The sequence below is a fragment of the Mesorhizobium sangaii genome, from assembly GCF_014207355.1.
Taxonomy (GTDB): Bacteria; Pseudomonadota; Alphaproteobacteria; order Rhizobiales; family Rhizobiaceae; genus Mesorhizobium; species Mesorhizobium sangaii.
Genome location: NZ_JACHEF010000003.1, coordinates 117,079 through 136,675 on the forward strand (window position 1 = coordinate 117,079; position 19,597 = coordinate 136,675).

The following is a 19,597-nucleotide window of genomic DNA, read 5'->3' on the forward strand; positions in this document are numbered from 1 at the left end:
GGTTTTGCGAACCATGACGCCGGACCTTATCTCCAGCCTGTCGCTTTCGACGCCAGAGCTGATCCTTGCCGTTGGTGCGCTTGCGCTGCTGATGGTCGGTGCTTATTCGCGCGCCAACACCGCCAATACGGTGACCGGCCTTGCCGTCGCCGTGCTGGTGATATCAGGCGCCTGGCTGATCTTCCGCACGGGGCAGGGTAGCGCCTATGGCAATGCGTTCATCCAGGATTCCTTCGCCCACTTCATGAAGGTGCTGGCGCTGACCGGCTCGGCGGTGACGCTGGTGATGTCGATGCGCTTTGCCAAGGCGGAGCATTTCGACAAGTTCGAGTATCCGGTGCTGATGCTGCTTTGCACGCTCGGCATGATGCTGATGATCTCGGCCAACGGCATGATCGGGCTCTATCTCGGCCTCGAACTGCAATCGCTGGCGATCTACGTGCTGGCGGCGATCAACCGCGACAATCTGCGTTCGACCGAAGCCGGCCTGAAGTATTTCGTCCTCGGTGCGCTGTCGTCGGGCATGCTGCTCTACGGCATCAGCCTGGTCTATGGCTACACCGGCAACACCGGCTTCCAGGAGATCGCCACGGCGCTGGGCAGCGGCGAGCGCCAGCTTGGCCTGGTTTTCGGGCTCGTCTTCGTGCTGGCCGGCCTTGCCTTCAAGATCTCCGCGGTGCCGTTCCACATGTGGACGCCCGACGTCTATGAAGGCGCGCCGACGCCGGTGACGGCCTTCCTGGCGGCCGCACCCAAGATGGCGGCGATGGCGCTGATGGTGCGCGTCACCATGGGCGCGTTCAAGCCGATCGCCTCAGACTGGCAGCAGATCATCGTGTTCATCTCGATCGCCTCGATGGCGCTCGGCGCCTTCGCGGCAATCGGCCAGACCAACATCAAGCGACTGATGGCCTATTCCTCGATCGGCCACATGGGCTACGCGCTGGTCGGCCTTGCCGCCAACAGCCAGGCGGGCGTGCGTGGCGTTGCCATCTACATGCTGATCTACCTGGTGATGACGCTCGGCACCTTCGCCTTCATCCTCGCCATGCGGCGCAAGGAAGGCAATGTCGAGCAGATCAGCGACCTGGCCGGCCTGTCGTCGACCAACCCCATCATGGCGACGATCCTGACCATCCTGATGTTCTCGCTGGCCGGCATTCCGCCGCTCGCCGGCTTCTGGGGGAAATGGTACGTCTTCCTCGCCGCCATCAACGCCAACCTCTACGCGCTGGCGATCATCGGCGTGCTGGCCTCGGTGGTGGGTGCCTATTACTATCTGCGCATCATCAAGATCATGTGGTTCGACGAGCCGGTTGGCGGCTTTGTGCCGATGGCCAGTGAACTGCGCCTCGTGCTCGGCGTCAGTGGCGCCTTCGTGCTGTTCTACGTGCTGATCGGCGGACCGATCGGTACCTATGCCGAAGCCGCCGCCAAGACATTTTTCTAAACGGCATGGCATTTCGGCTGGCTCCTACCTCGGCGTCGGAAGGGTTCCGGCTCGAGGCACATGACAGCGTCGGCTCCACCAATGCACTGGCGCTGGACCATGCCCGGGCCGGCGACCCCGGCAAATTGTGGGTCGTTTCCAAGAAGCAGGAGAGCGGGCGCGGGCGGCGTGGCCGCGTCTGGGCGACGCCGGAAGGCAACCTCGCGGCGACGCTGCTTGTCATCACCACTGCCGAGCTTCGCCTTGCCGCGACGCTGGGCTTTGTCGCCGGGCTGGCGCTGGCCGATGCGCTCGACGCGGTCGTGCCGAAGGGGCGGGTTGCCATTGGCCTCGACGGCGGCAGCCAAGGGCACAACCGTTTCGAGCTGAAATGGCCGAACGACGTGCTTGCCTCGGGCGCCAAGCTGGCCGGCATCCTGCTGGAATCGGCGATCCTGGACGGCGGCCGCTTCGCGGTGGCGGTCGGCATCGGCGTCAATGTTGTGGCTTATCCCGAGGATTTGCCTTATCCGGCAACCTCATTGCGCGCGCTGGGCGCGGCATGCGACGCGGAAACCTTGTTTCTGGCGCTGTCGGATGCCTGGAGCGAGAATGCCCGGTTGTGGGATGAGGGGCGCGGACTTGCCGCGGTCAGGCGACGCTGGCTGGCACGGGCGGCGGGGCTTGGCGGCGAGGTTGCTGTCAGAATTGACGGTAATGTGGTGCGTGGCGTGTTTGAAACCATTGACGAGGACTGCCGTTTCGTGATCCGCGACGATGAAGGTTCTATTCTGACGATCGCCGCCGGCGACGTGCATTTCGGCGCGGTCGCGTCTGCCAGCGTCTAACGGGCTTGGCCTGAGGGTCAGGAAGGAAAAAATCATGGCGAAAGCGGAAAACGCCGAACTCGTCTTCGTGCCGCTCGGCGGCGTCGGCGAGATCGGCATGAACTTCGCCCTCTACGGCTACGGCCCGCCGAGCGCGCGCGAGTGGATCGTCATCGATGTCGGCGTGACCTTCCCCGATGCCAGCCTGCCCGGCGTCGACCTGGTGCTGCCCGACACGCGCTTCATCGAGGAGAACCTCGCCAATCTGCGCGGCATCATCATCACGCATGCGCATGAAGACCATTACGGCGCGCTGCTCGATACCTGGCCGAAGTTGAAGGCGCCGGTGTGGATGACGCCGTTCAGCGCCGGCCTGCTCGAGGCCAAGCGGCAGGGCGAGCAGGGCGCGCCGAAGATCCCGCTGACCATCTATCGGGCAGGCGAGAAATTCACTGTCGGCCCGTTCGAGATCGAGGCTATCCCGGTCGCACACTCCATCCCCGAGCCGATGTCGCTGGCGATCACGTCGCCGGCCGGTACCGTCATCCACACAGGCGACTGGAAGATCGATCCGGAGCCGACGATCGGCCCAAAGACCGACGAGGCGCGGTTCCGCGCCTATGGCGACAAGGGCGTTCTGGCGCTGATCTGCGATTCGACCAATGCGTTGCGGGAAGGCGAGTCACCCTCGGAAGTCGCCGTGGGGGAGGGCCTCAAGGGCGTCATCCAGGCCGCCAAGGGCCGCGTCGCCGTCACCACTTTCTCCTCTAATGTCGGCCGCATCGTCTCCATTGCCAAGGCGGCGCGCGATGCCGGCCGCCAGTGCCTGGTGCTTGGCCGTTCGCTGAAGCGGGTTATCGATGTGGCCGATGAACTCGGCTACATGGACGGGCTGCCGGAGTTCATCGCCGAAGAGGATTTTGGCTTCATCCCGCGCGAAAACCTGGTGATTATCTGCACCGGCAGCCAGGGCGAGCCTTTGGCGGCCCTTGCCAAGCTGTCGCGCGAAGAAATGAAGTCGGTGTCGCTGACGGCCGGCGACACGGTGGTGTTTTCGTCGCGCACGATCCCCGGCAATGAGAAGGCGATCCTCGAGATCAAGAACCGCCTGATCGACCTCGGCATCAAGATCATCGAGGACGGCGATGCGCTGGTGCATGTTTCCGGCCACCCGCGGCGCAGCGAATTGCGCAAGATGTATGAATGGGTGCGGCCGCAGATCGGCGTTCCCGTGCATGGCGAGGCGGCGCACCTGGTGGCGCAGGGGTCGCTGATGTCGACCTCCGGCATCGGCCAGGTGGCGCAGGTGCGCGACGGCGACATGCTCAGGCTCGCTCCCGGCCCCGCCACCATCATCGACCAGGTGCCGTTCGGGCGCATCTACAAGGACGGCAGTCTGATCGGCACCGATCAGGCGATGGGCATTCGCGACCGGCGCAAACTGTCCTTCGCCGGCCATGTCGCGGTCAATGTCGTGCTCGACGACAAATATGAGCTTGCCGGCGATCCCGATCTGGTCGCCATCGGCGTCGCCGAGGCCGATGCAAGCGGTGAAGCGCTTGAGGATCTGATGATCGACGCGGCAGTCGGCGCGGTGGATTCGATCCCCCGCCAGCGGCGAAAGGATCTCGACCTGGTGCAAGAGGCAGTACGGCGCGCCGTGCGCGGCGCCGCCAACGAAGCCTGGGGCAAGAAACCGCTGGTGACGGTGTTTGTCACCCGGTGAAGGGGTCAGCGTTCGCTACACGTTCAGCTGATAGCTGACGGGAAGCCAGCGAAAAGAACCGTCGACCTGCTCGACGTAGCCCAGACCTGGAAATGGCATGTGATGGCCCGCGATCAGCAGACGTTGTTCCGCGGCCATCCTCAGCAGTCGCTTGCGGGTGTCGACGGCTTGGTCTTTGTCATCATCCAGATCAGCACGCCACTCCGGCTGCTGGATGGACACGACATAGTGCAGGAAGGCGTCCGACCAGATCAGCAATTGCTGCCCCTCGCTTTCGACGAGAAACGCCAGCAGCCCGGGAGAATGACCGGCTGCGTCGATGGCGGTAATGCCAGGCACAACCCTATCTCCGGGGGCAATGAATGCTGCCCGGTCGGCCAGGTTGCTGCAAATGCGCCTGAATAGATCACGGTTTTTCAATCTGGCCTCGCGCACCGCATTTCCTTCGGTCCAGAAGCTGAATTCTGCCGCGCCGAATACATAGCGTGCCCGCCTGAAAACGGGTTCGCCATTCCTGGCAAGCCCTCCGATGTGATCCGGATGCCCGTGGGTGATAATCACCACATCGATGTCATCAGGCCCGAGCCCAAGGTCCTGCAGACATCCCAAAAGCGAGCTGTCCGCGTCTCCGCATCCGGTGTCGAACAGGATCTTCTCGGAACCGGTGTCGATCAGAGTCGGGATGAAACAGTGCTCGTAGCGATCGCGGTCGATGAAGTTCGAGACAGCGAGGTCGTGCACTGCGGTCGGCGACTGTCCGGGCGCCAGGGCCGATGCAAGGTTGTCGCGAACGTCGACGGCATCGAGCAAAGCGGCAACCTTGAATGAGCCAAGGCCGAATGTGAAAACGCGGGGGCGAGCAGGGTGAGGTTCGAACATTTGACGTTTGTACTTCGCAGTTGCCTATTGGAACAGCCTGGGTCGCAGTTTTGAACCTCTCAGCCCGTTCAAGGCGTTCGAGGACAGCTCATCGAAGTGCGACAGTGCGCGCCTTGTGAAAGGCTGTTGATATCAGTCGATTTGACGTATGACGCCAGCCATTGGGATCCAGGAGGGAAAGCCCGGATATGCTCGGACGCCTGAACCATGTCGCGCTTGCAGTGCCGGATCTGGCGGCGGCCGTTGCCGCCTATCGCAACACGCTCGGTGCCGAAGTGACGGAGCCGCAGGCACTGCCGGAGCACGGCGTGACCGTGGTGTTCGTCAATGTCGGCAACACCAAGATTGAACTTCTGGAGCCGCTGGGCGAGCGTTCGCCGATCGCCGCCTTCCTGGAGAAGAACCCGTCCGGCGGCATGCACCATCTTTGCTACGAGGTCGACGACATCCTGGCCGCGCGCGACCAGCTCAAGGTCGCCGGCGCGCGCGTGCTGGGTGACGGCAATCCGAAGCTAGGTGCGCATGGCAAGCCGGTGCTGTTCCTGCATCCGAAGGATTTCTTCGGTACGCTGATCGAACTGGAGCAATCATGAGCTGGGTATCGTTCACCGCACTTTTCTTCGCCACCTGGTGGATCGTGCTGTTCGTCGTGCTGCCGTTCAGCATAAGGACACAGGACGACGATCACGACGTGACGCTGGGCACGGTTCCAAGTGCGCCACGCGGCCCGCATATGCTGCGCGCCGTCCTGCGAACCACCGTCGCCACGGCGGTACTCATGGGCATTTTCTATGGCCTGACGAAAGGGTTGGGATACAGCCTCGACGAGGTGCCGCACATCATTCCGGAATTCAGTCAGACGCCGACGAAATAGACCGTTTTCAGGCTCGCGCTTCAGCAGATTCGAGATCGACACGATATCGCCTGAAGGCCATGGCGATTCTGGCCTTGTGCCGGTTGACGTAGGGTCATCCAGTTTATCAATGTCTGCTGCTAACCAGATGTTTGCACAAAAAAAATGCAAGGCACAAGGCCTTGCAATTTAAACGCGTCCGATCTGTTTCCGGTTTCCGGCGGCAGCGAGTAACCGCGCCTAGATCGCATCCTCCCAAGACTTTGACCGCGTAGGAGAGCAGATTTTTCTCTGCCCTCTCGGTTATCGGGGCACATTAGCCCAACGCGAATGAAAATGTCACGAAGAATTTTGCCTTGAAACGGGCATTCTCGTGCTGCACTGCACAATAGTGTGGCAGGCTTTGCTTGGGAAACGACCAGTAAGCCGCGCGCGGCACTGCGGTGTCCCTGGAACGCGGCGTGTCCGCGGCACGCGCAACGGCGCTCTGACAGGTTCGACCCCACGTTTCGTGCCTTTCCGAAAGCCGATTTCCGATTTTCGGATCGATGCGCCCGGGTTTCCATTCCGCCATGAAATGGCTATGAAGCCGGGGCAAGCACGCCTGTGTCGCGCCGATTCCCGCGCGGCCATCCTCACTCACGGACCAGTCCATGCGTTTGTCGCGCTATTTCCTGCCTATCCTCAAAGAAAATCCGCGCGAGGCCGAAATCGTCTCGCACCGGCTGATGCTGCGCGCCGGCATGATCCGCCAGCAGGGGCAGGGCAGTTTCTCGTGGCTGCCACTCGGCAAGCGGGTGCTGGACAAGGTCTGCCGGATCATCCGCGAGGAGCAGAATCGCGCCGGCGCGCTGGAAATCCTGATGCCGACCATCCAGTCGGCGGATCTGTGGCGCGAAAGCGGCCGCTATGATGACTACGGCAAGGAGATGCTGCGCATCAAGGACCGGCAGGACCGCGACATGCTTTACGGCCCGACCAATGAGGAAGTGGTCACCGAGATCGTCCGCGCCTACGTGAAGTCCTACAAGGACCTGCCGCTCAATCTCTACCACATCCAGTGGAAGTTCCGCGACGAAGTGCGGCCGCGCTTCGGCGTCATGCGCAGCAGGGAATTCCTGATGAAGGACGCCTATTCATTCGACCTCGACTTCGAGGGCGCCAAGGCGGCCTACAACAGGATGTTCGTGTCCTATCTCAGGACGTTTACGCGCATGGGCCTGCAGGCGATTCCGATGCGGGCCGACACCGGGCCGATTGGCGGCGATCTCAGCCATGAATTCATCATCCTCGCCGACACCGGCGAGAGCCAGGTTTTCTGCCATCGCGACTATCTTTCGCTCGATGTGCCCGGAGAGAAGACCGACTTCGCCAACGACGCCGAGATCGGCGACATCGTCAAGACATGGACGACGCCCTACGCCGCCACCGACGAGATGCATGATGAGGCGGCCTGGGAAAAGATCGGCGAAAGCGACAAGGTTTCGGCGCGCGGCATCGAGGTTGGCCACATCTTCCATTTCGGCGACAAATACTCCAAGCCGATGGGCGCCAAGGTGACCGGGCCCGACGGCAAGGATCATTTCGTCTCCGGCGGCTCCTACGGCATCGGTCCGTCGCGCCTGGTCGCGGCGATCATCGAAGCCAGCCATGACGACAACGGCATCATCTGGCCGGAGGCGGTGGCGCCATTCGACATCGGATTGATCAACATGAAGGCGGGCGATGCCGAGTGCGACCGCGTCTGTGACGAGCTGCATGCCGCCTTCGTCGCCGCCGGCAAGGATGTGCTCTACGACGACACCGACCAGCGGCCGGGCGGCAAGTTCGCCACCGCCGATCTGATCGGCCTGCCGTGGCAAGTCATCGTCGGGCCACGCGGTGTGGGTAGCGGCGAGATCGAGATCAAGAATCGCAAGACCGGCGAGCGCGAGACGCTGCCGATAGCCGACGCGAAAAAACGCTTTGGCAGCGCCGCATGAGCGACGTGGCGGCGGCAAGATCGGCGGGCGCCGGACCTTTTTCCATGTTCGAGCGCATGGTTGCCTGGCGCTACCTGCGCTCGCGGCGCAAGGAAACGGTGATCTCGGTGATCGCCTCGATCTCCTTCCTCGGCATCATGCTGGGGGTCGCCACGCTGATCGTGGTGATGGCGGTGATGAATGGCTTCCGGGCGGAGCTGTTGACGCGCATCCTCGGCGTCAACGGCCATCTGATCGTGCAGCCGCTCGATTCGCCGCTTGAGGACTACGCGCAGGTCGCCGGCCGCATCAATGGCGTGCCCGGCGTCAAATACGCCATCCCGCTGATTGATGGCCAGGTGCTGGCGCAAGGCAATGTCGGCGGCGGAACAGGCGCGCTGGTTCGCGGCATACGCGGCGATGATCTGAGCAAGATCGCCATCGTCGCCGCCAACGTCAAGCAGGGCTCGATCGCCGGTTTCGACACCGGCGAGGGCGTCGCCATCGGCAAACGCATGGCCGAGAATCTCGGCCTGGCGCTCGGCGACACCATAACCTTGATCTCGCCCGACGGCGACGTGACGCCGCTCGGCACGACGCCGCGCATGAAGGGCTATCCGATCACCGCGATCTTCGAGGTCGGCATGTCGGAATATGACAGTTCCATTGTCTACATGCCGTTCTCGGAAGCGCAGCTCTATTTCAACATGGACGGCCGGGCCCAGACCATCGAGATCTATGTCGACAATCCCGATGATGTCGACGCGCTGAAACCGAAGGTGGAGGAGGCGGCGCAGCGGCCGATCGACCTCGTCGATTGGCGCCAGCGCAACGAGACCTTCTTTTCCGCCCTGCAGGTTGAGCGCAACGTCATGTTCATGATCCTGACGCTGATCGTGCTGGTGGCGGCGCTCAACATCATTTCCGGCTTGATCATGCTGGTGAAGGACAAGGGGCATGACATCGCCATCCTGCGCACCATGGGAGCGTCGCGCGGCGCCATCCTGCGCATCTTCCTGATGACAGGAGCGGCGATCGGCGTGACCGGCACGATCGCCGGCGTGCTGCTCGGCGTGCTGATCTGCACCAACATCGAATCCATCCGCCAGTTCTTCTCCTGGATGACCGGCAAGGTGCTGTTCAACCCGGAGCTCTATTTCCTCAGCCAGCTGCCGGCGAAAATGGATCCGCGCGAGACGACCTATGTCATCCTGATGGCGCTCGGGCTGTCCTTCCTGGCAACGGTGTTTCCGGCGTGGCGGGCTGCCCGGCTCGATCCCGTCGAAGCCTTGAGGTATGAATGATGGCCGAGGCCATTATCGAGCTGAAGAGCGTCGAGCGGCACTACGTCCAGGGGCCGCGCAAGCTCACCATTCTCAACGGCGCCGATTTCTCGCTGAAGCGCGGTGAGATGGTCGCATTGGTGGCGCCGTCGGGCACCGGCAAGTCGACGCTATTGCACACTGCCGGCCTGCTGGAGCGGCCTGATGCCGGCGACGTCATCCTGGCCGGCCGTGCCTGCGGGCGGCTCTCCGATGACGAGCGCACGGCGATCCGCCGCAATGATGTTGGCTTCGTCTATCAGTTCCATCACCTGCTGCCGGAATTCTCGGCGCTGGAAAACATCATGATGCCGCAGCTGATCAAGGGGCTGAGCCGCAAGGAGGCGTCGGAGCGCGCGGCGCAACTGCTGGACTACATGCAGATCGGCAAACGCGCGTCGCACCGTCCATCCGAGCTTTCCGGGGGCGAGCAGCAGCGTGTCGCCATTGCCCGCGCGGTTGCCAACGCACCGCTGGTGCTGCTTGCCGACGAGCCGACCGGCAACCTCGACCCGGTCACCGCTTCCTATGTGTTCGAGGCGCTGGCGGCGTTGGTCAAGCAATCGGGCCTCGCGGCGCTGATCGCCACCCACAATCACGAACTGGCCTCGCGCATGGACAGGCGCGTCACGCTGGCCGACGGCAAAGTGGTGCCGCTCGGCTCGGGCTGACTTCAATCTCGACAGACCATGGGTGGGCTTGCGGACGGTCCGCCTTCGGAGCGTGTTGGCGCTCCATTGATAGCTGTCGCACGCCCGTCAACCTTTCCTTAACCCTGCCGATTTGATCGCCCGGAAATTCGGAATGCGGCCGGATTCCGGTCGTTGACATTCGAACAAAATTAGAACAAATTACGAACATATCAACAACAGGAGAGAGTTATGACCGATCTGGTTCAGGATGTCATCTCACTGGTTTGCATGAGCACCTTTCTCATTTCCATGGCGATCTGGATCGGCGCCATGTGATCTGGAGTTGAGGACGTGGTGCGAACGCTAGCGTCCCTGCGCAGCATCGGTCCTCACACTTACCCTCTCCCCGTTCTAAACGGGGAGAGGGGGCATCAACACCGGCGGCATGCCTTTCATCGAGATGGCGACTCGAAGGCGTGCAATCGGAAACCGAGCTTTCCTGTTAAGCCTTTCTTGCCGCCGCGACGTTTAGGGTAATCCGTCCAAGACAGGGAGCAACGTCGCGTGTCGCCCATCGTCACGGCCATCCTCGTGGCCAGCAATCTCGGGCTGATCTTTCTGTTGATGAGCGTGCCGATTGGTTTGCGCACGATCAGGCTCAGCCGTGTCGTGGCAATGGACCGGCAGCGCCTCTGGCAGGCGCTGTGGCCACTCGGCAGCGATGCCGGCTGGTCCGGCGAGATCCTTTCGGCCGAGCCGCTGGACGGCGAGGGCATGACCCGGATCATGCTGTCCTGGGAAGGCCGCGACGGCAAGCCGATCGAGCGCAAGTCGCGGTTTGAAGACGTGGTCGAGGGTAGCCGCTTCTCGATGCGCGTCATCGAGGATACCGCACTCGATACCTCGTTCTGGAAGGATTTTCGCGAGACCACTGAGCTCGTTTCCGAAGGCGGCGGCACGCGGGTCACGCTCGGCCAGACCGATCGCTATCGCGGCTTTGCTTTCCTGGTGTTCCGCTATTTCGCCATGCGCCGTGAACTCTCCAAGCTTCAGCGCTGGGCGAGGACCGGGCAGTATCGCAAGGGCGGCTGGTTCGAGCATCCGCTCAGCCAGGTCGGCTTCGCCGCGCTGTCGGCATTGATCCTGTGGCCGTTCTTCGGTCTTCATCTCGGCGGACTGGCGCTGGCCGCGATCCTGACGTCGGTGGTGGCCCTGCACGAGCTCGGCCATATGGCGGCGTTTCGCCTGATGGGTCACAGCAAGGCGCGCATGATCTTCATTCCGCTGCTCGGCGGCATCGCCATTGGCGGGCGGCCATATGACAGCCGCTTCGAAGTCGCCTTCGTTGCGTTGATGGGCGCCGGCTTCTCCGCCTTCCTGGTGCCGGTCGTCATCGCCGCCAGCACCTTTGCCGGCGCGGAAGGATATCGACTGGCAGCAATGCTGCTGGCAGCGCTGGCGGGCTTTGCTGCCCTGTTCAACATCGCCAATCTGGTGCCGGTATGGAAGTTCGATGGCGGCCAGGTGCTGCGCCAGATCTGCCCGGGGCCGATCGTGCTGGCGCTGGCCTCGTTCTCCCTGCTTTCGGCCTTCCTGGCGCTTGGCCGACAGGCCGGCTTTTCCCCGGGCTTTCTGCTCGCCGCGGGAGCGGTCTTTTCAATCCTCAGCCTGCTGACGATGCGCAGCGGGGTCAAGCCGCGCCACGAACTGAAGCCGATCCGCACGGTCGACCGCTTCGTCATCGCCGGCGCGCTGCTGGCGGTGTTCGCCATCCATGGCTACGGCGTGCTGTGGGCGTCCGCGCAGCTCATCTGAAGGTGTGTTGATATTCAGGTGATGCCGGCCCGAGGCGTCTCCAGACCGGATGGTCAGCCGGCCTTGCGGGGGGCTTCGACAGGCAAAGCCGTGGCAGGACCGAACACATCCTCGAAGGCGGATTTCAGGGCGAAGTCGAGATCGGCCATCGTCAGGGGAAGGCCGAGATCGACCAGGCTGGTGACGCCGTGGTCCTGCACGCCGCACGGCACGATGCCGCTGAAATGGTCGAGATCCGGTTCGACATTGATGGCGATGCCGTGAAAGCTTACCCAGCGCCGCAGCCTGATGCCGATGGCAGCGATCTTGTCTTCGGCCGGCGAGCCGTCCGGCAGGGCAGGGCGATCCGGCCGCACCACCCAGACGCCGACGCGGTCCTCGCGGCGCTCGCCGTGGACGTTGAAGGCGGCGAGCGTGCCGATGATCCACTGTTCGAGCGCGGCGACGAAGGCGCGGACATCCTCGCGGCGCCGCTTCAGGTCGAGCATCACATAGGCGACCCGCTGGCCCGGCCCATGATAGGTGTACTCACCGCCGCGCCCGGCCGCGAACACCGGGAAGCGATTGGCGTCGATCAAATCCTCGCTACGGGCGCTGGTGCCGGCGGTGTAGAGCGGCGGGTGTTCGACCAGCCAGACCATCTCGCCGGCGGCGCCGCTTCGGATCGCCTCGGCGCGCGCCTCCATGAAGGCCAGCGCATCGGGATAGGCGGTGAGGCCAGGTTCGATGCGCCATTCGACCGGTGCTGAGCCGGGGAGGGGCAGGAACGACGTGGCGATCTGGCTGCGTTCTGGCATATGGCTTTTCGTGTTTCGTTCATGCAGGCCGTAGTTTCAAAACCGCCTTGCGCTTTTGGGCGACATGCATTTGCCCTCCATATGGCGCTATCGGGCCGAAACGTCCAGTTCCGGCTACGCATTCCAATTCTGTGGAACGTTATGCCGATCGCTGGCGATTATTGCTCGCGGCGCACTTGTTTCGCCGGAAACGATTTGCTACACGCCCCGAGCCGGTCGGTTCCGGCTCCTACCACGTGCGGTCGTGGCGGAATTGGTAGACGCGCAGCGTTGAGGTCGCTGTGGGGCAACCCGTGGAAGTTCGAGTCTTCTCGACCGCACCAAAATTTCCCTGACAGATTGCTTATGGCGAATTCTGACGGCAGGCGATGACACGTCGCGGCCACAGGGCTTTCCAGGGATCGAAACGGCGGCGGCGGCGCGTCATTCAGACCACGCCGCCGCCCCGCTTTTCAGGCCCTATCCCGTCCACCCAAGTCCAGCCGAGATGCAATTGATCGATACAAGCAGGGCGTCGGTCGCCCGCTTTTGATCCGCCGTGCCGGTATTTGCCCGAACTTCACGCAGCAGATCGACCTGCAGTCGGTGAATGTCATCCATCTGGCGCCGCAGACTGTCGAAACGCCGCTTGAACATTGGAAAGCGCGCGGAAAGATCGCCTCCCGTGAGGTCGCCGATCAGGCGTCGCGTCAACTCGTATTCGGCGGCGATGCGGGCGTAGATTCGCCGGGCCGCGTCGCTGTCGGACACCAGGCGGGCGTAGAGGCCCGCGATCTCCATGTCGGACTGATAAAGCGTCTTCTCAGCCTCGTCGACGATCAAGCGGAAGAAGCGCGAGTGCTCGAACATGCGAGCGAGAAGTTCGCGCCCGGCCTCGCCGCGCACGGCGACGAAAGAGCTAAGCGCGCTGCCGATGCCATACCAGCCGGTCAACAGATGACGGTTCTGGCTCCAGGCGAACACCCATGGAATGGCGCGCAGGTCAGCAATGCCGCTGGCGCCGAAACGGCGCTCCGGCCGTGACCCCATTTTCAGGAGCGCCAGCTCCGCGACCGGGCTTGCCTGGTTGAAATAATCGAGGAAACCGGGCTCGGCCATCAATCTGGCGTAGGATGCCTGCGACATGCCTGCCAGCGCTTCCAGCGCTTCGTCGAACTCCGGCGTTTCCTTCGGCTCGACATCACCGGCCGATCCGACACCGTGGGCCAGCACGCCAGCGGCGAGAACCTCGAGCTGGTTGAGGCCGGTGCCGCGATTGGCGAATTTCGACGATACGACCTCGCCCTGCTCCGTCACCCGCATGGCTCCGGCGACAGTGCCTTGCGGTTGTGCCGCGATCGCCCGGCCGGTCGGCGCGCCGCCACGGCTGACAGAGCCGCCGCGGCCGTGAAAAAAACTGATCCTGACGTTGTGCTTGCGCCCGACGACGGCGAGACGCTTTTGCGCTTTTGCCAGTTCCCAATTGGAAGCCAGGAAACCACCGTCCTTGTTGGAATCCGAATAACCAAGCATGATTTCCTGGCGCGCGCCGAAATCCCGCACTGTCCGCCTCACCAGCGAAACGCCGAGCAGTCCATTCAGGATGCCAGGTGCGGCCTGTAGATCGGCGATGGTCTCGAACAACGGCACGATCCGCAGCCTGATTGTGCCGCCGCCAGCGGGCGCGGTTGAAAGTCCGCAATATTGCGCCAGCAGATAGACTGCGAGCAGATCGTCGGCCGAGCGGGTCATGCTGAGCACGAACGAGCCGACAGCGTCGGCATCCGAGCTGGAGATGTGCTCGCGGATTACGGAGAATGTCGAAAGCAATTCACCTGCTTCAGGCGAGAGCCGGCCTGCGTCGATCTCCAGCCGCTCGCCCTGGCTGACGGCTGCGCGGATGCGCGCCGACCATTGCGGCGTGCCGGCTGCGACCGGATCGGCGGGATCTGCCAGCGCAAACAGCTCGGCCAGCACCCGGTTGACGACCGTGGAGTTCTGCCGGATGTCGAGCGAGACCGTACGGAAGCCGAAGCTTCCGACTTGCCAAAGCAGAGGCTGGATGAAGCGCTTGGCTACCGCGCGGCCTCCGATCGCTTCGAGAACGGAAGACAGCCCGTTCAGATCAGCACGAAACGCTTCTGCCGAGAGATAGGCCGCCGGACCGCCGTCGCGCGTGGCCTCCAGCCGGGCAAACAAGGCCGAAGCGAACTGGCGAAGCGGTTCGTCAGGGTTGCGGGCGGCGATCACGTGCGCCAGACCGCTCCTATCAAGCGCCGTTTGCAGCACCGGCTTGAAGCTGGCCGGCAGGTCGATGACGTTCGAGCTGGCGCTGAGCACCGTCACCAGCCGCTGCACCTGCGTCAGATACCAGCCGATGGCGGTATTGCGGTATTCGGCCATGGCATGGGCGGTGACCGCGGCAGTCACATTTGGATTGCCATCGCGGTCGCCGCCGATCCACGAGGCATAGCGCATGAATGTGGGAATTCTGATCGGCTCTCCCGGATAGTGACGCTCGAAGGCGCCCTGAAGCTTGCCATAGAGCTGCGGCGTTGCCTCGAAGATGACTTCGCGAAAGAAATGCAGGCCCCAGGCGATTTCGCGTTCGACCGTCGGGCGCTCCAGCCGCAGCTCGCCCGTCATCCACAGAAGCTCGATCTCGCTTTCCAGATCGGCGACCAACAGGGAGCGTTCGCGCGGCGCCCAGCGCGGCTGGTCGAGCTCGGTCAGCTTGCGATAGATACGGCGGTGGATCTCCAGCACCGTGACGCGTTTGGCCTCCGTTGGGTGCGCAGTCATGGTCGGGCCGACGCGAAGCTCATCGAGCTTCGCCTGGACTTCCTGCGCCGAGTGGCCGTTCGCCGCCATCTGCGCGATCACGCTGGCGAAGGAGCCGGGCACTTCGTCGACACCCGCGCCTTGTTCGAGTTCGCGGCGCGCCCGCATGGCAAGCAACTCGTCTGCTATCGCCAGCAACTGGAACCATACGCCACTTGCCTGAAGCGCCGGGATGCGCTGCTCCGCGGCGAGGGAGACGAGCGACCTGCGTCCAGCCAGAACGGCGGCGATCTCGGGCTCACGCGCGCTTGCGACCTGAAGCAGCAAGCGCAACAAAAGGCTGCGCTCGTCCTCACGAAAGTTGATGCGTCTACTCTGTTCCAAACCGCTTTCCGATTCGTCCGTATCGATTCCGCTGTAGCCGCGCCCTGAACCGAAGGCGGCGCCTGCTGTCAGGCGACCCGGTCGGGGACAGGGCGACCCTCGAAAAAGGCGGTCAGGTTCTCCACCACCTTCATGCCCATTGCCACCCGCGTTTCCTCGGTCGCGCTCCCGAGATGCGGCAACAGCACCACGTTCTCCAACCGCTTCAGCGCCTCCGGAACGGCCGGCTCGTCGGCAAAGACGTCGAGACCCGCTCCCGCGATCTCGCGCCTTTCCAGGGCGCCGATCAGCGCATCCTGGTCGACGACGTCGCCGCGCGCCGTGTTGATCAGGAACGCGTCGCTTTTCATCGACCGCAAGCTTCGAGCATTGATGAGATGGCGGTTTCCCGCGCCGCCCGGACAGTGCAGCGACACGAAATCGGATGTTGCGAGCACATCTTCCAAAGTTGGCATCTGGACCGCGGCCATGGCGCGCGTCTCGTCATCATCGACCGGCGACCGATTGAAGAACACGATCTTCATGCCGAAGCCGAAATGCGCGCGCCTGGCTGTCGCCTTGCCGATGCGCCCCATGCCGACAATACCTAAGGTTTTGCCCGACACTTTCGCGCCGGCCATATGGGTTGGCGACCAGCCCCGCCACTCTCCAGCCCGCAGCTGCCGCTCGCCCTCACCGGTGCGGCGCGCGACAGCCAACAGCAAGCTGAGGGCGAGGTCGGCGGTGCAATCGGTCAGCACGCCCGGGGTGTTGGTCACTACGATGTCGCGGTCGCGGGCTGCCGCGACATCGATATGGCTGAAGCCGACGCCGAAATTGGCGATGATCCGGGTGCGGGCGGTGTTCTTAGGAAACACCGCAACAGGTAAGCGGTCGCTGACCGTTGCCAGGATCGCGTCAAAATGCGCGAATGCCGATGTCATTGCGGCAGGGCTCAGCGGCGTATCGCTGGCGTTGAGTGTCGTGTCGAAGCGCTCGGCGAGGATTGCTTCAACGGGGGCCGGCCATCTCCGGGTGACAATCAAACGCGGTTTCATCGAATTTCCTGCCGATCGAAGGGCCGCGATGCATCCGCCGACCCGGAACAGACTTCACATTCTGCGCTATGCGCGCTTCGCCCGGTCGGCCATCACGCGGCCTTCTTCATCCCGGCCAGGGTATCGGCCACAACCTCCCCGAAAGACGATGGCGTCGGCACGATGACGACGCCGGCCTCTTTCAGGATTTCGACCTTTTCCTGCGCCGACTCGCCGAACGCCGAAATGATGGCACCGGCATGACCCATGCGCCGGCCCTTCGGCGCGGAAAGCCCGGCGATGTAGGCGATCAGCGGCTTGCGCATGTTGTCGCGCGCCCAGATCGCGGCTTCCGCCTCCTGTGGTCCGCCGATCTCGCCGATCATGACCACGGCATCGGTTTCGTCGTCCTGTTCGAACAGCTTCAGCATGTCCTTGAAGGACGAGCCGTTGATTGGGTCGCCGCCGATGCCGACGCTGGTCGAGACACCGATGCCAAGCGCCTTCATCTGCGAGGCGGCCTCATAGCCCAGCGTGCCGGAGCGCCCGACGATGCCGACGCGGCCGGGGAGATAGATGCTGCCCGGCATGATGCCCATCAGTGCCTGCCCGGGCGTAATCACGCCGGCGCAGTTCGGCCCGATCAGCCGCATGCGGTCCTCGAAACGGTAGCGAAGCATGTAGCGCTTCACCTGCATCATGTCCTGCGAGGGAATGCCGTCGGTGATGCAGACGCATAGCTTTATGCCGGCATCGGCGGCTTCCATGATCGAGTCGGCGGCGAAAGGCGGCGGCACGAAGACGATGCTGGCTTCGGCGCGGGTTTCGCGAACGGCGCCCTTGACGGTGTTGAAGACCGGCAGGCCGAGATGCTTCTGGCCGCCCTTGCCGGGCGTCACGCCGCCGACGAGCTTGGTGCCGTAGCGCTTCATGTCTTCGGCATGGAAGCTGCCGATCTTGCCGGTGAAGCCCTGGACGATGACCCGCGTGCCGCGGTTGAGCAGGATTGCCATATTTTCAGCTCCCTCAGCTTGCTTTTTTGAGCGTTGCCGAACGCCATGCGGCGACGGCTTTTTCGGCGGCTTCCGCCAGCGTTTCGGCGACGATCACCGCCTCGCCGGAATCGGCCAGGATGCGGCGCCCTTCCTCGACCTTGGTGCCGGCAAGCCGCACCACCAGGGGGACGTTGACGCCGACTTCGCGGATCGCCTTGACGACACCCTCGGCGACCCAGTCGCAACGGTTGATGCCTGCGAAGATGTTGACCAGGATGGTCTCGACATTCTTGTCGCCAAGCACGGCGCGGAACGATTTCGCGACCCGCTCCGGCGAGGCGCCACCGCCGATGTCGAGGAAGTTGGCCGGCTCGCCGCCGGCGATCTTGATCATGTCCATTGTCGCCATGGCGAGGCCGGCGCCGTTGATGATGCAGCCGATATTGCCGTCGAGGCCGACATAGGAGAGGCCGCGGTCGCTGGCGAAGGTCTCGCGCGGGTCTTCCTGGCTCTTGTCGCGCAGCTCGGAGATCTCCGGCCGCCGGAACAACGCGTTCTCGTCGAACGACATCTTGGCGTCGAGCGCGACGAGATTGCCGTCGCGGGTCACCACCAGCGGATTGATCTCCAGCATCGAGGCGTCGTAGTCGCGGAACACCTGGTAGCAGCTGAAGATGGTTTCGGTCGCCTTGCCGATCAGGTTCTGATCCAGGCCGAGCCCGAAGGCGATCTCGCGCGCCTGGAAGCGCTGCATGCCGACGCCCGGATCGACCGTGGTCCGGATGATGGAATCCGGCGCCCGCTCGACGATATCCTCGATCTCCATGCCGCCGGCGGCCGACGCCACGATCATGACGCGCTCCTCCTTGCGGTCGAGAACGAAGCCGACATAGAGCTCCTGCGCGATGTCGACGGCCTCCTCGAGATAGAGCCGCGATATCAGCTTGCCCCGGGGGCCGGTCTGCTGGGTCACGAGCTTGCGGCCGAGCATTGCTTCGGCCGCGTTGGAGATCTCCTCGTCATTGGCGCAGAGCTTGATGCCGCCGGCCTTGCCGCGGGCGCCGGAATGAACCTGCGCCTTGAGAACCCATTTGCCGCCGCCGATCTCGCGCGCCCGATAGGTTGCCTGCTCGGGGCTGTAGGCCAGGCCGCCGCGCGGAACATGAATCCCGTGGCGGGCGAGCAGTTCCTTGGCCTGGTATTCGTGAATGTCCATTTTCTGTCCTCCCAGGAGCCTTCAGTGCGTGGCGGCGTGCGCCTGGCTGGCGCGTTCGATTGCTTCGTTGACCACCAGCACATTGCGGGCCATGCGTTCCGACGCCGCGTCGATCATTTTGCCGTCGAGCGCCGCCGCGCCCTTTCCGAGCGCCTCTGCTTCCTTGAGCACTTCCAGGATGCGCCTGGCGCGGACGACTTCCTTTTCCGGCGGCGAGAACACGTTGTTGGCAAGCGCGATCTGCGAGGGGTGGATCGCCCATTTGCCCTCGATGCCAAGTGCCGCCGCGCGCCTTGCGGCCGCCGTGTAGCCCTCGGGGTCCGAGAAATCGCCGAACGGCCCGTCGATGGCGCGCAGGCCGTAGGCCCTGCAGGCAACCGTCATCCGCGACAGGGCGAAGTGCCACTGGTCGCCCGGGTAGTCGGGATTGAGGCCGCCGATGTTGACGGTGCGCGCCTTGTTGCTAGCGGCATAGTCGGCAACGCCGAAATGCATCGCCTCCAGGCGGCCGGGCGTCGCCGCGATTGCCTCGACATTGGCCATGCCCAGCGCCGTCTCGATGAGGGCTTCGAGGCCGACGCGGGTCTTGTAGCCCTTGGCCATCTCGATCTGGTTGACCATGGCCTCGACCATGTAGAGGTCGGCCGGAACGCCGACTTTCGGCACCAGGATGGTGTCCAGCCGGTCGCCGGCCTGTTCCATCACGTCGACAACGTCGCGGTACATGTAGTGCGTGTCGAGGCCATTGATGCGCACCGAAACGGTCTTGCCCTTGGCGCGCCAGTCGATGTCGTTGAGCGCCTGGATGATGTTCTTGCGGGCGCGTTCCTTGTCCGGCGGCGCCACCGCGTCCTCGATGTCGAGGAAGACGAAGTCGGCGGCGCTGTTGGCTGCCTTCTCGATCATCTCCGGGCTGGAGCCTGGAACCGCGAGTTCGCTGCGCTGCAGCCTGAGTTTTTTGAGATGGTTGATCGTGTGGCTCATG

The 19,597-nt window shown here is 63.6% G+C and carries 16 protein-coding genes and 1 tRNA gene; 10 read left to right on the plus strand and 7 right to left on the minus strand.

All coding sequences use genetic code 11. From position 1 onward, the window contains the following. The first annotated feature begins 13 nt into the window (after window positions 1-13). From nuoN to HNQ71_RS15615, 3 genes are read left to right on the plus strand one after another with little or no spacing between them, the layout of a single operon-like run. Window positions 14-1,450, plus strand: coding sequence for an NADH-quinone oxidoreductase subunit NuoN (nuoN, locus tag HNQ71_RS15605; RefSeq protein WP_184873467.1), 1,437 nt, complete (start codon window positions 14-16; stop codon window positions 1,448-1,450). Between the two features lie 5 nt (window positions 1,451-1,455). Continuing rightward, window positions 1,456-2,277, plus strand: coding sequence for a biotin--[acetyl-CoA-carboxylase] ligase (locus HNQ71_RS15610; RefSeq protein ID WP_184873468.1), 822 nt, complete (start codon window positions 1,456-1,458; stop codon window positions 2,275-2,277). A gap of 34 nt (window positions 2,278-2,311) precedes the next feature. Continuing rightward, entirely contained in the window at window positions 2,312-3,982 is a 1,671-nt protein-coding gene (locus HNQ71_RS15615) for a ribonuclease J (RefSeq protein ID WP_184873469.1), read from the plus strand. A 15-nt stretch (window positions 3,983-3,997) separates the two neighbouring features. On the opposite strand, the gene HNQ71_RS15620 is transcribed toward HNQ71_RS15615, so the two are convergent. Continuing rightward, on the minus strand, window positions 3,998-4,861 hold the full coding sequence (locus HNQ71_RS15620; protein ID WP_184873470.1) for an MBL fold metallo-hydrolase: 864 nt from the start codon (window positions 4,859-4,861) through the stop codon (window positions 3,998-4,000). A gap of 188 nt (window positions 4,862-5,049) precedes the next feature. Here HNQ71_RS15620 and mce point away from each other — a divergent pair, with 188 nt between their 5' ends. The 6 genes from mce to HNQ71_RS15650 all read left to right on the plus strand — a co-directional run bounded on the left by mce (window position 5,050) and on the right by HNQ71_RS15650 (window position 11,444). Further along, window positions 5,050-5,454 carry a methylmalonyl-CoA epimerase gene (gene mce / locus HNQ71_RS15625; protein WP_184873471.1) on the plus strand — a complete coding sequence of 135 codons (405 nt, stop codon included), beginning with the start codon at window positions 5,050-5,052 and terminating at the stop codon, window positions 5,452-5,454. After that, on the plus strand, window positions 5,451-5,735 hold the full coding sequence (locus tag HNQ71_RS15630; RefSeq protein WP_111547551.1) for a DUF1467 family protein: 285 nt from the start codon (window positions 5,451-5,453) through the stop codon (window positions 5,733-5,735). The genes mce and HNQ71_RS15630 overlap by 4 nt, the downstream gene beginning before the upstream one ends. A 632-nt stretch (window positions 5,736-6,367) precedes the next feature. Next, complete coding sequence (gene proS / locus HNQ71_RS15635; protein ID WP_184873472.1) at window positions 6,368-7,696, plus strand: proline--tRNA ligase; 1,329 nt, start codon at window positions 6,368-6,370, stop codon at window positions 7,694-7,696. Continuing rightward, on the plus strand, window positions 7,693-8,979 hold the full coding sequence (locus HNQ71_RS15640) for a lipoprotein-releasing ABC transporter permease subunit (RefSeq protein WP_184873473.1): 1,287 nt from the start codon (window positions 7,693-7,695) through the stop codon (window positions 8,977-8,979). Before proS ends, HNQ71_RS15640 begins: the two co-directional genes overlap by 4 nt. After that, entirely contained in the window at window positions 8,976-9,668 is a 693-nt protein-coding gene (locus HNQ71_RS15645) for an ABC transporter ATP-binding protein (RefSeq protein WP_184873474.1), read from the plus strand. Before HNQ71_RS15640 ends, HNQ71_RS15645 begins: the two co-directional genes overlap by 4 nt. A gap of 525 nt (window positions 9,669-10,193) precedes the next feature. Beyond that, complete coding sequence (locus HNQ71_RS15650; protein WP_184873475.1) at window positions 10,194-11,444, plus strand: site-2 protease family protein; 1,251 nt, start codon at window positions 10,194-10,196, stop codon at window positions 11,442-11,444. A gap of 53 nt (window positions 11,445-11,497) precedes the next feature. Here the strand turns inward: HNQ71_RS15650 and lipB are convergent, their stop codons facing one another. Next, a complete protein-coding gene (gene lipB / locus HNQ71_RS15655) occupies window positions 11,498-12,241 on the minus strand; it encodes a lipoyl(octanoyl) transferase LipB (RefSeq protein WP_184873476.1) in 744 nt (247 codons plus the stop codon). Between the two features lie 238 nt (window positions 12,242-12,479). Here lipB and HNQ71_RS15660 point away from each other — a divergent pair. Further along, a tRNA-Leu gene (locus tag HNQ71_RS15660) sits at window positions 12,480-12,564 on the plus strand. A 136-nt stretch (window positions 12,565-12,700) separates the two neighbouring features. Here HNQ71_RS15660 and HNQ71_RS15665 read toward each other — a convergent pair. The 5 genes from HNQ71_RS15665 to HNQ71_RS15685 form a co-directional block, all read right to left on the minus strand. Next, window positions 12,701-15,385: a phosphoenolpyruvate carboxylase gene (locus HNQ71_RS15665; protein ID WP_184873477.1), complete on the minus strand. Its 2,685-nt coding sequence runs from the start codon at window positions 15,383-15,385 to the stop codon at window positions 12,701-12,703. Window positions 15,386-15,453: 68 nt separating this feature from the next. Further along, window positions 15,454-16,422: a 2-hydroxyacid dehydrogenase gene (locus HNQ71_RS15670; protein ID WP_184873478.1), complete on the minus strand. Its 969-nt coding sequence runs from the start codon at window positions 16,420-16,422 to the stop codon at window positions 15,454-15,456. Window positions 16,423-16,514: 92 nt separating this feature from the next. Beyond that, window positions 16,515-17,414: a succinate--CoA ligase subunit alpha gene (sucD, locus tag HNQ71_RS15675; RefSeq protein ID WP_184873479.1), complete on the minus strand. Its 900-nt coding sequence runs from the start codon at window positions 17,412-17,414 to the stop codon at window positions 16,515-16,517. Between the two features lie 13 nt (window positions 17,415-17,427). Continuing rightward, on the minus strand, window positions 17,428-18,612 hold the full coding sequence (locus tag HNQ71_RS15680) for a malate--CoA ligase subunit beta (RefSeq protein ID WP_184873480.1): 1,185 nt from the start codon (window positions 18,610-18,612) through the stop codon (window positions 17,428-17,430). Between the two features lie 21 nt (window positions 18,613-18,633). Beyond that, entirely contained in the window at window positions 18,634-19,596 is a 963-nt protein-coding gene (locus HNQ71_RS15685; protein WP_184873481.1) for an HpcH/HpaI aldolase/citrate lyase family protein, read from the minus strand. Window position 19,597 lies beyond the last annotated feature (1 nt).

Coding starts and splice junctions, on each gene's coding strand:
- HNQ71_RS15670 (WP_184873478.1), bottom strand. CDS start 16,422: ATGAAACCGCGTTTGATTGTCACCCGGAGATGGCCGGCCCCCGTTGAA.
- HNQ71_RS15620 (WP_184873470.1), bottom strand. CDS start 4,861: ATGTTCGAACCTCACCCTGCTCGCCCCCGCGTTTTCACATTCGGCCTT.
- HNQ71_RS15685 (WP_184873481.1), bottom strand. CDS start 19,596: ATGAGCCACACGATCAACCATCTCAAAAAACTCAGGCTGCAGCGCAGC.
- HNQ71_RS15640 (WP_184873473.1), top strand. CDS start 7,693: ATGAGCGACGTGGCGGCGGCAAGATCGGCGGGCGCCGGACCTTTTTCC.
- mce (WP_184873471.1), top strand. CDS start 5,050: ATGCTCGGACGCCTGAACCATGTCGCGCTTGCAGTGCCGGATCTGGCG.
- HNQ71_RS15645 (WP_184873474.1), top strand. CDS start 8,976: ATGATGGCCGAGGCCATTATCGAGCTGAAGAGCGTCGAGCGGCACTAC.
- HNQ71_RS15615 (WP_184873469.1), top strand. CDS start 2,312: ATGGCGAAAGCGGAAAACGCCGAACTCGTCTTCGTGCCGCTCGGCGGC.
- HNQ71_RS15680 (WP_184873480.1), bottom strand. CDS start 18,612: ATGGACATTCACGAATACCAGGCCAAGGAACTGCTCGCCCGCCACGGG.
- lipB (WP_184873476.1), bottom strand. CDS start 12,241: ATGCCAGAACGCAGCCAGATCGCCACGTCGTTCCTGCCCCTCCCCGGC.
- HNQ71_RS15630 (WP_111547551.1), top strand. CDS start 5,451: ATGAGCTGGGTATCGTTCACCGCACTTTTCTTCGCCACCTGGTGGATC.
- sucD (WP_184873479.1), bottom strand. CDS start 17,414: ATGGCAATCCTGCTCAACCGCGGCACGCGGGTCATCGTCCAGGGCTTC.
- proS (WP_184873472.1), top strand. CDS start 6,368: ATGCGTTTGTCGCGCTATTTCCTGCCTATCCTCAAAGAAAATCCGCGC.
- HNQ71_RS15610 (WP_184873468.1), top strand. CDS start 1,456: ATGGCATTTCGGCTGGCTCCTACCTCGGCGTCGGAAGGGTTCCGGCTC.
- nuoN (WP_184873467.1), top strand. CDS start 14: ATGACGCCGGACCTTATCTCCAGCCTGTCGCTTTCGACGCCAGAGCTG.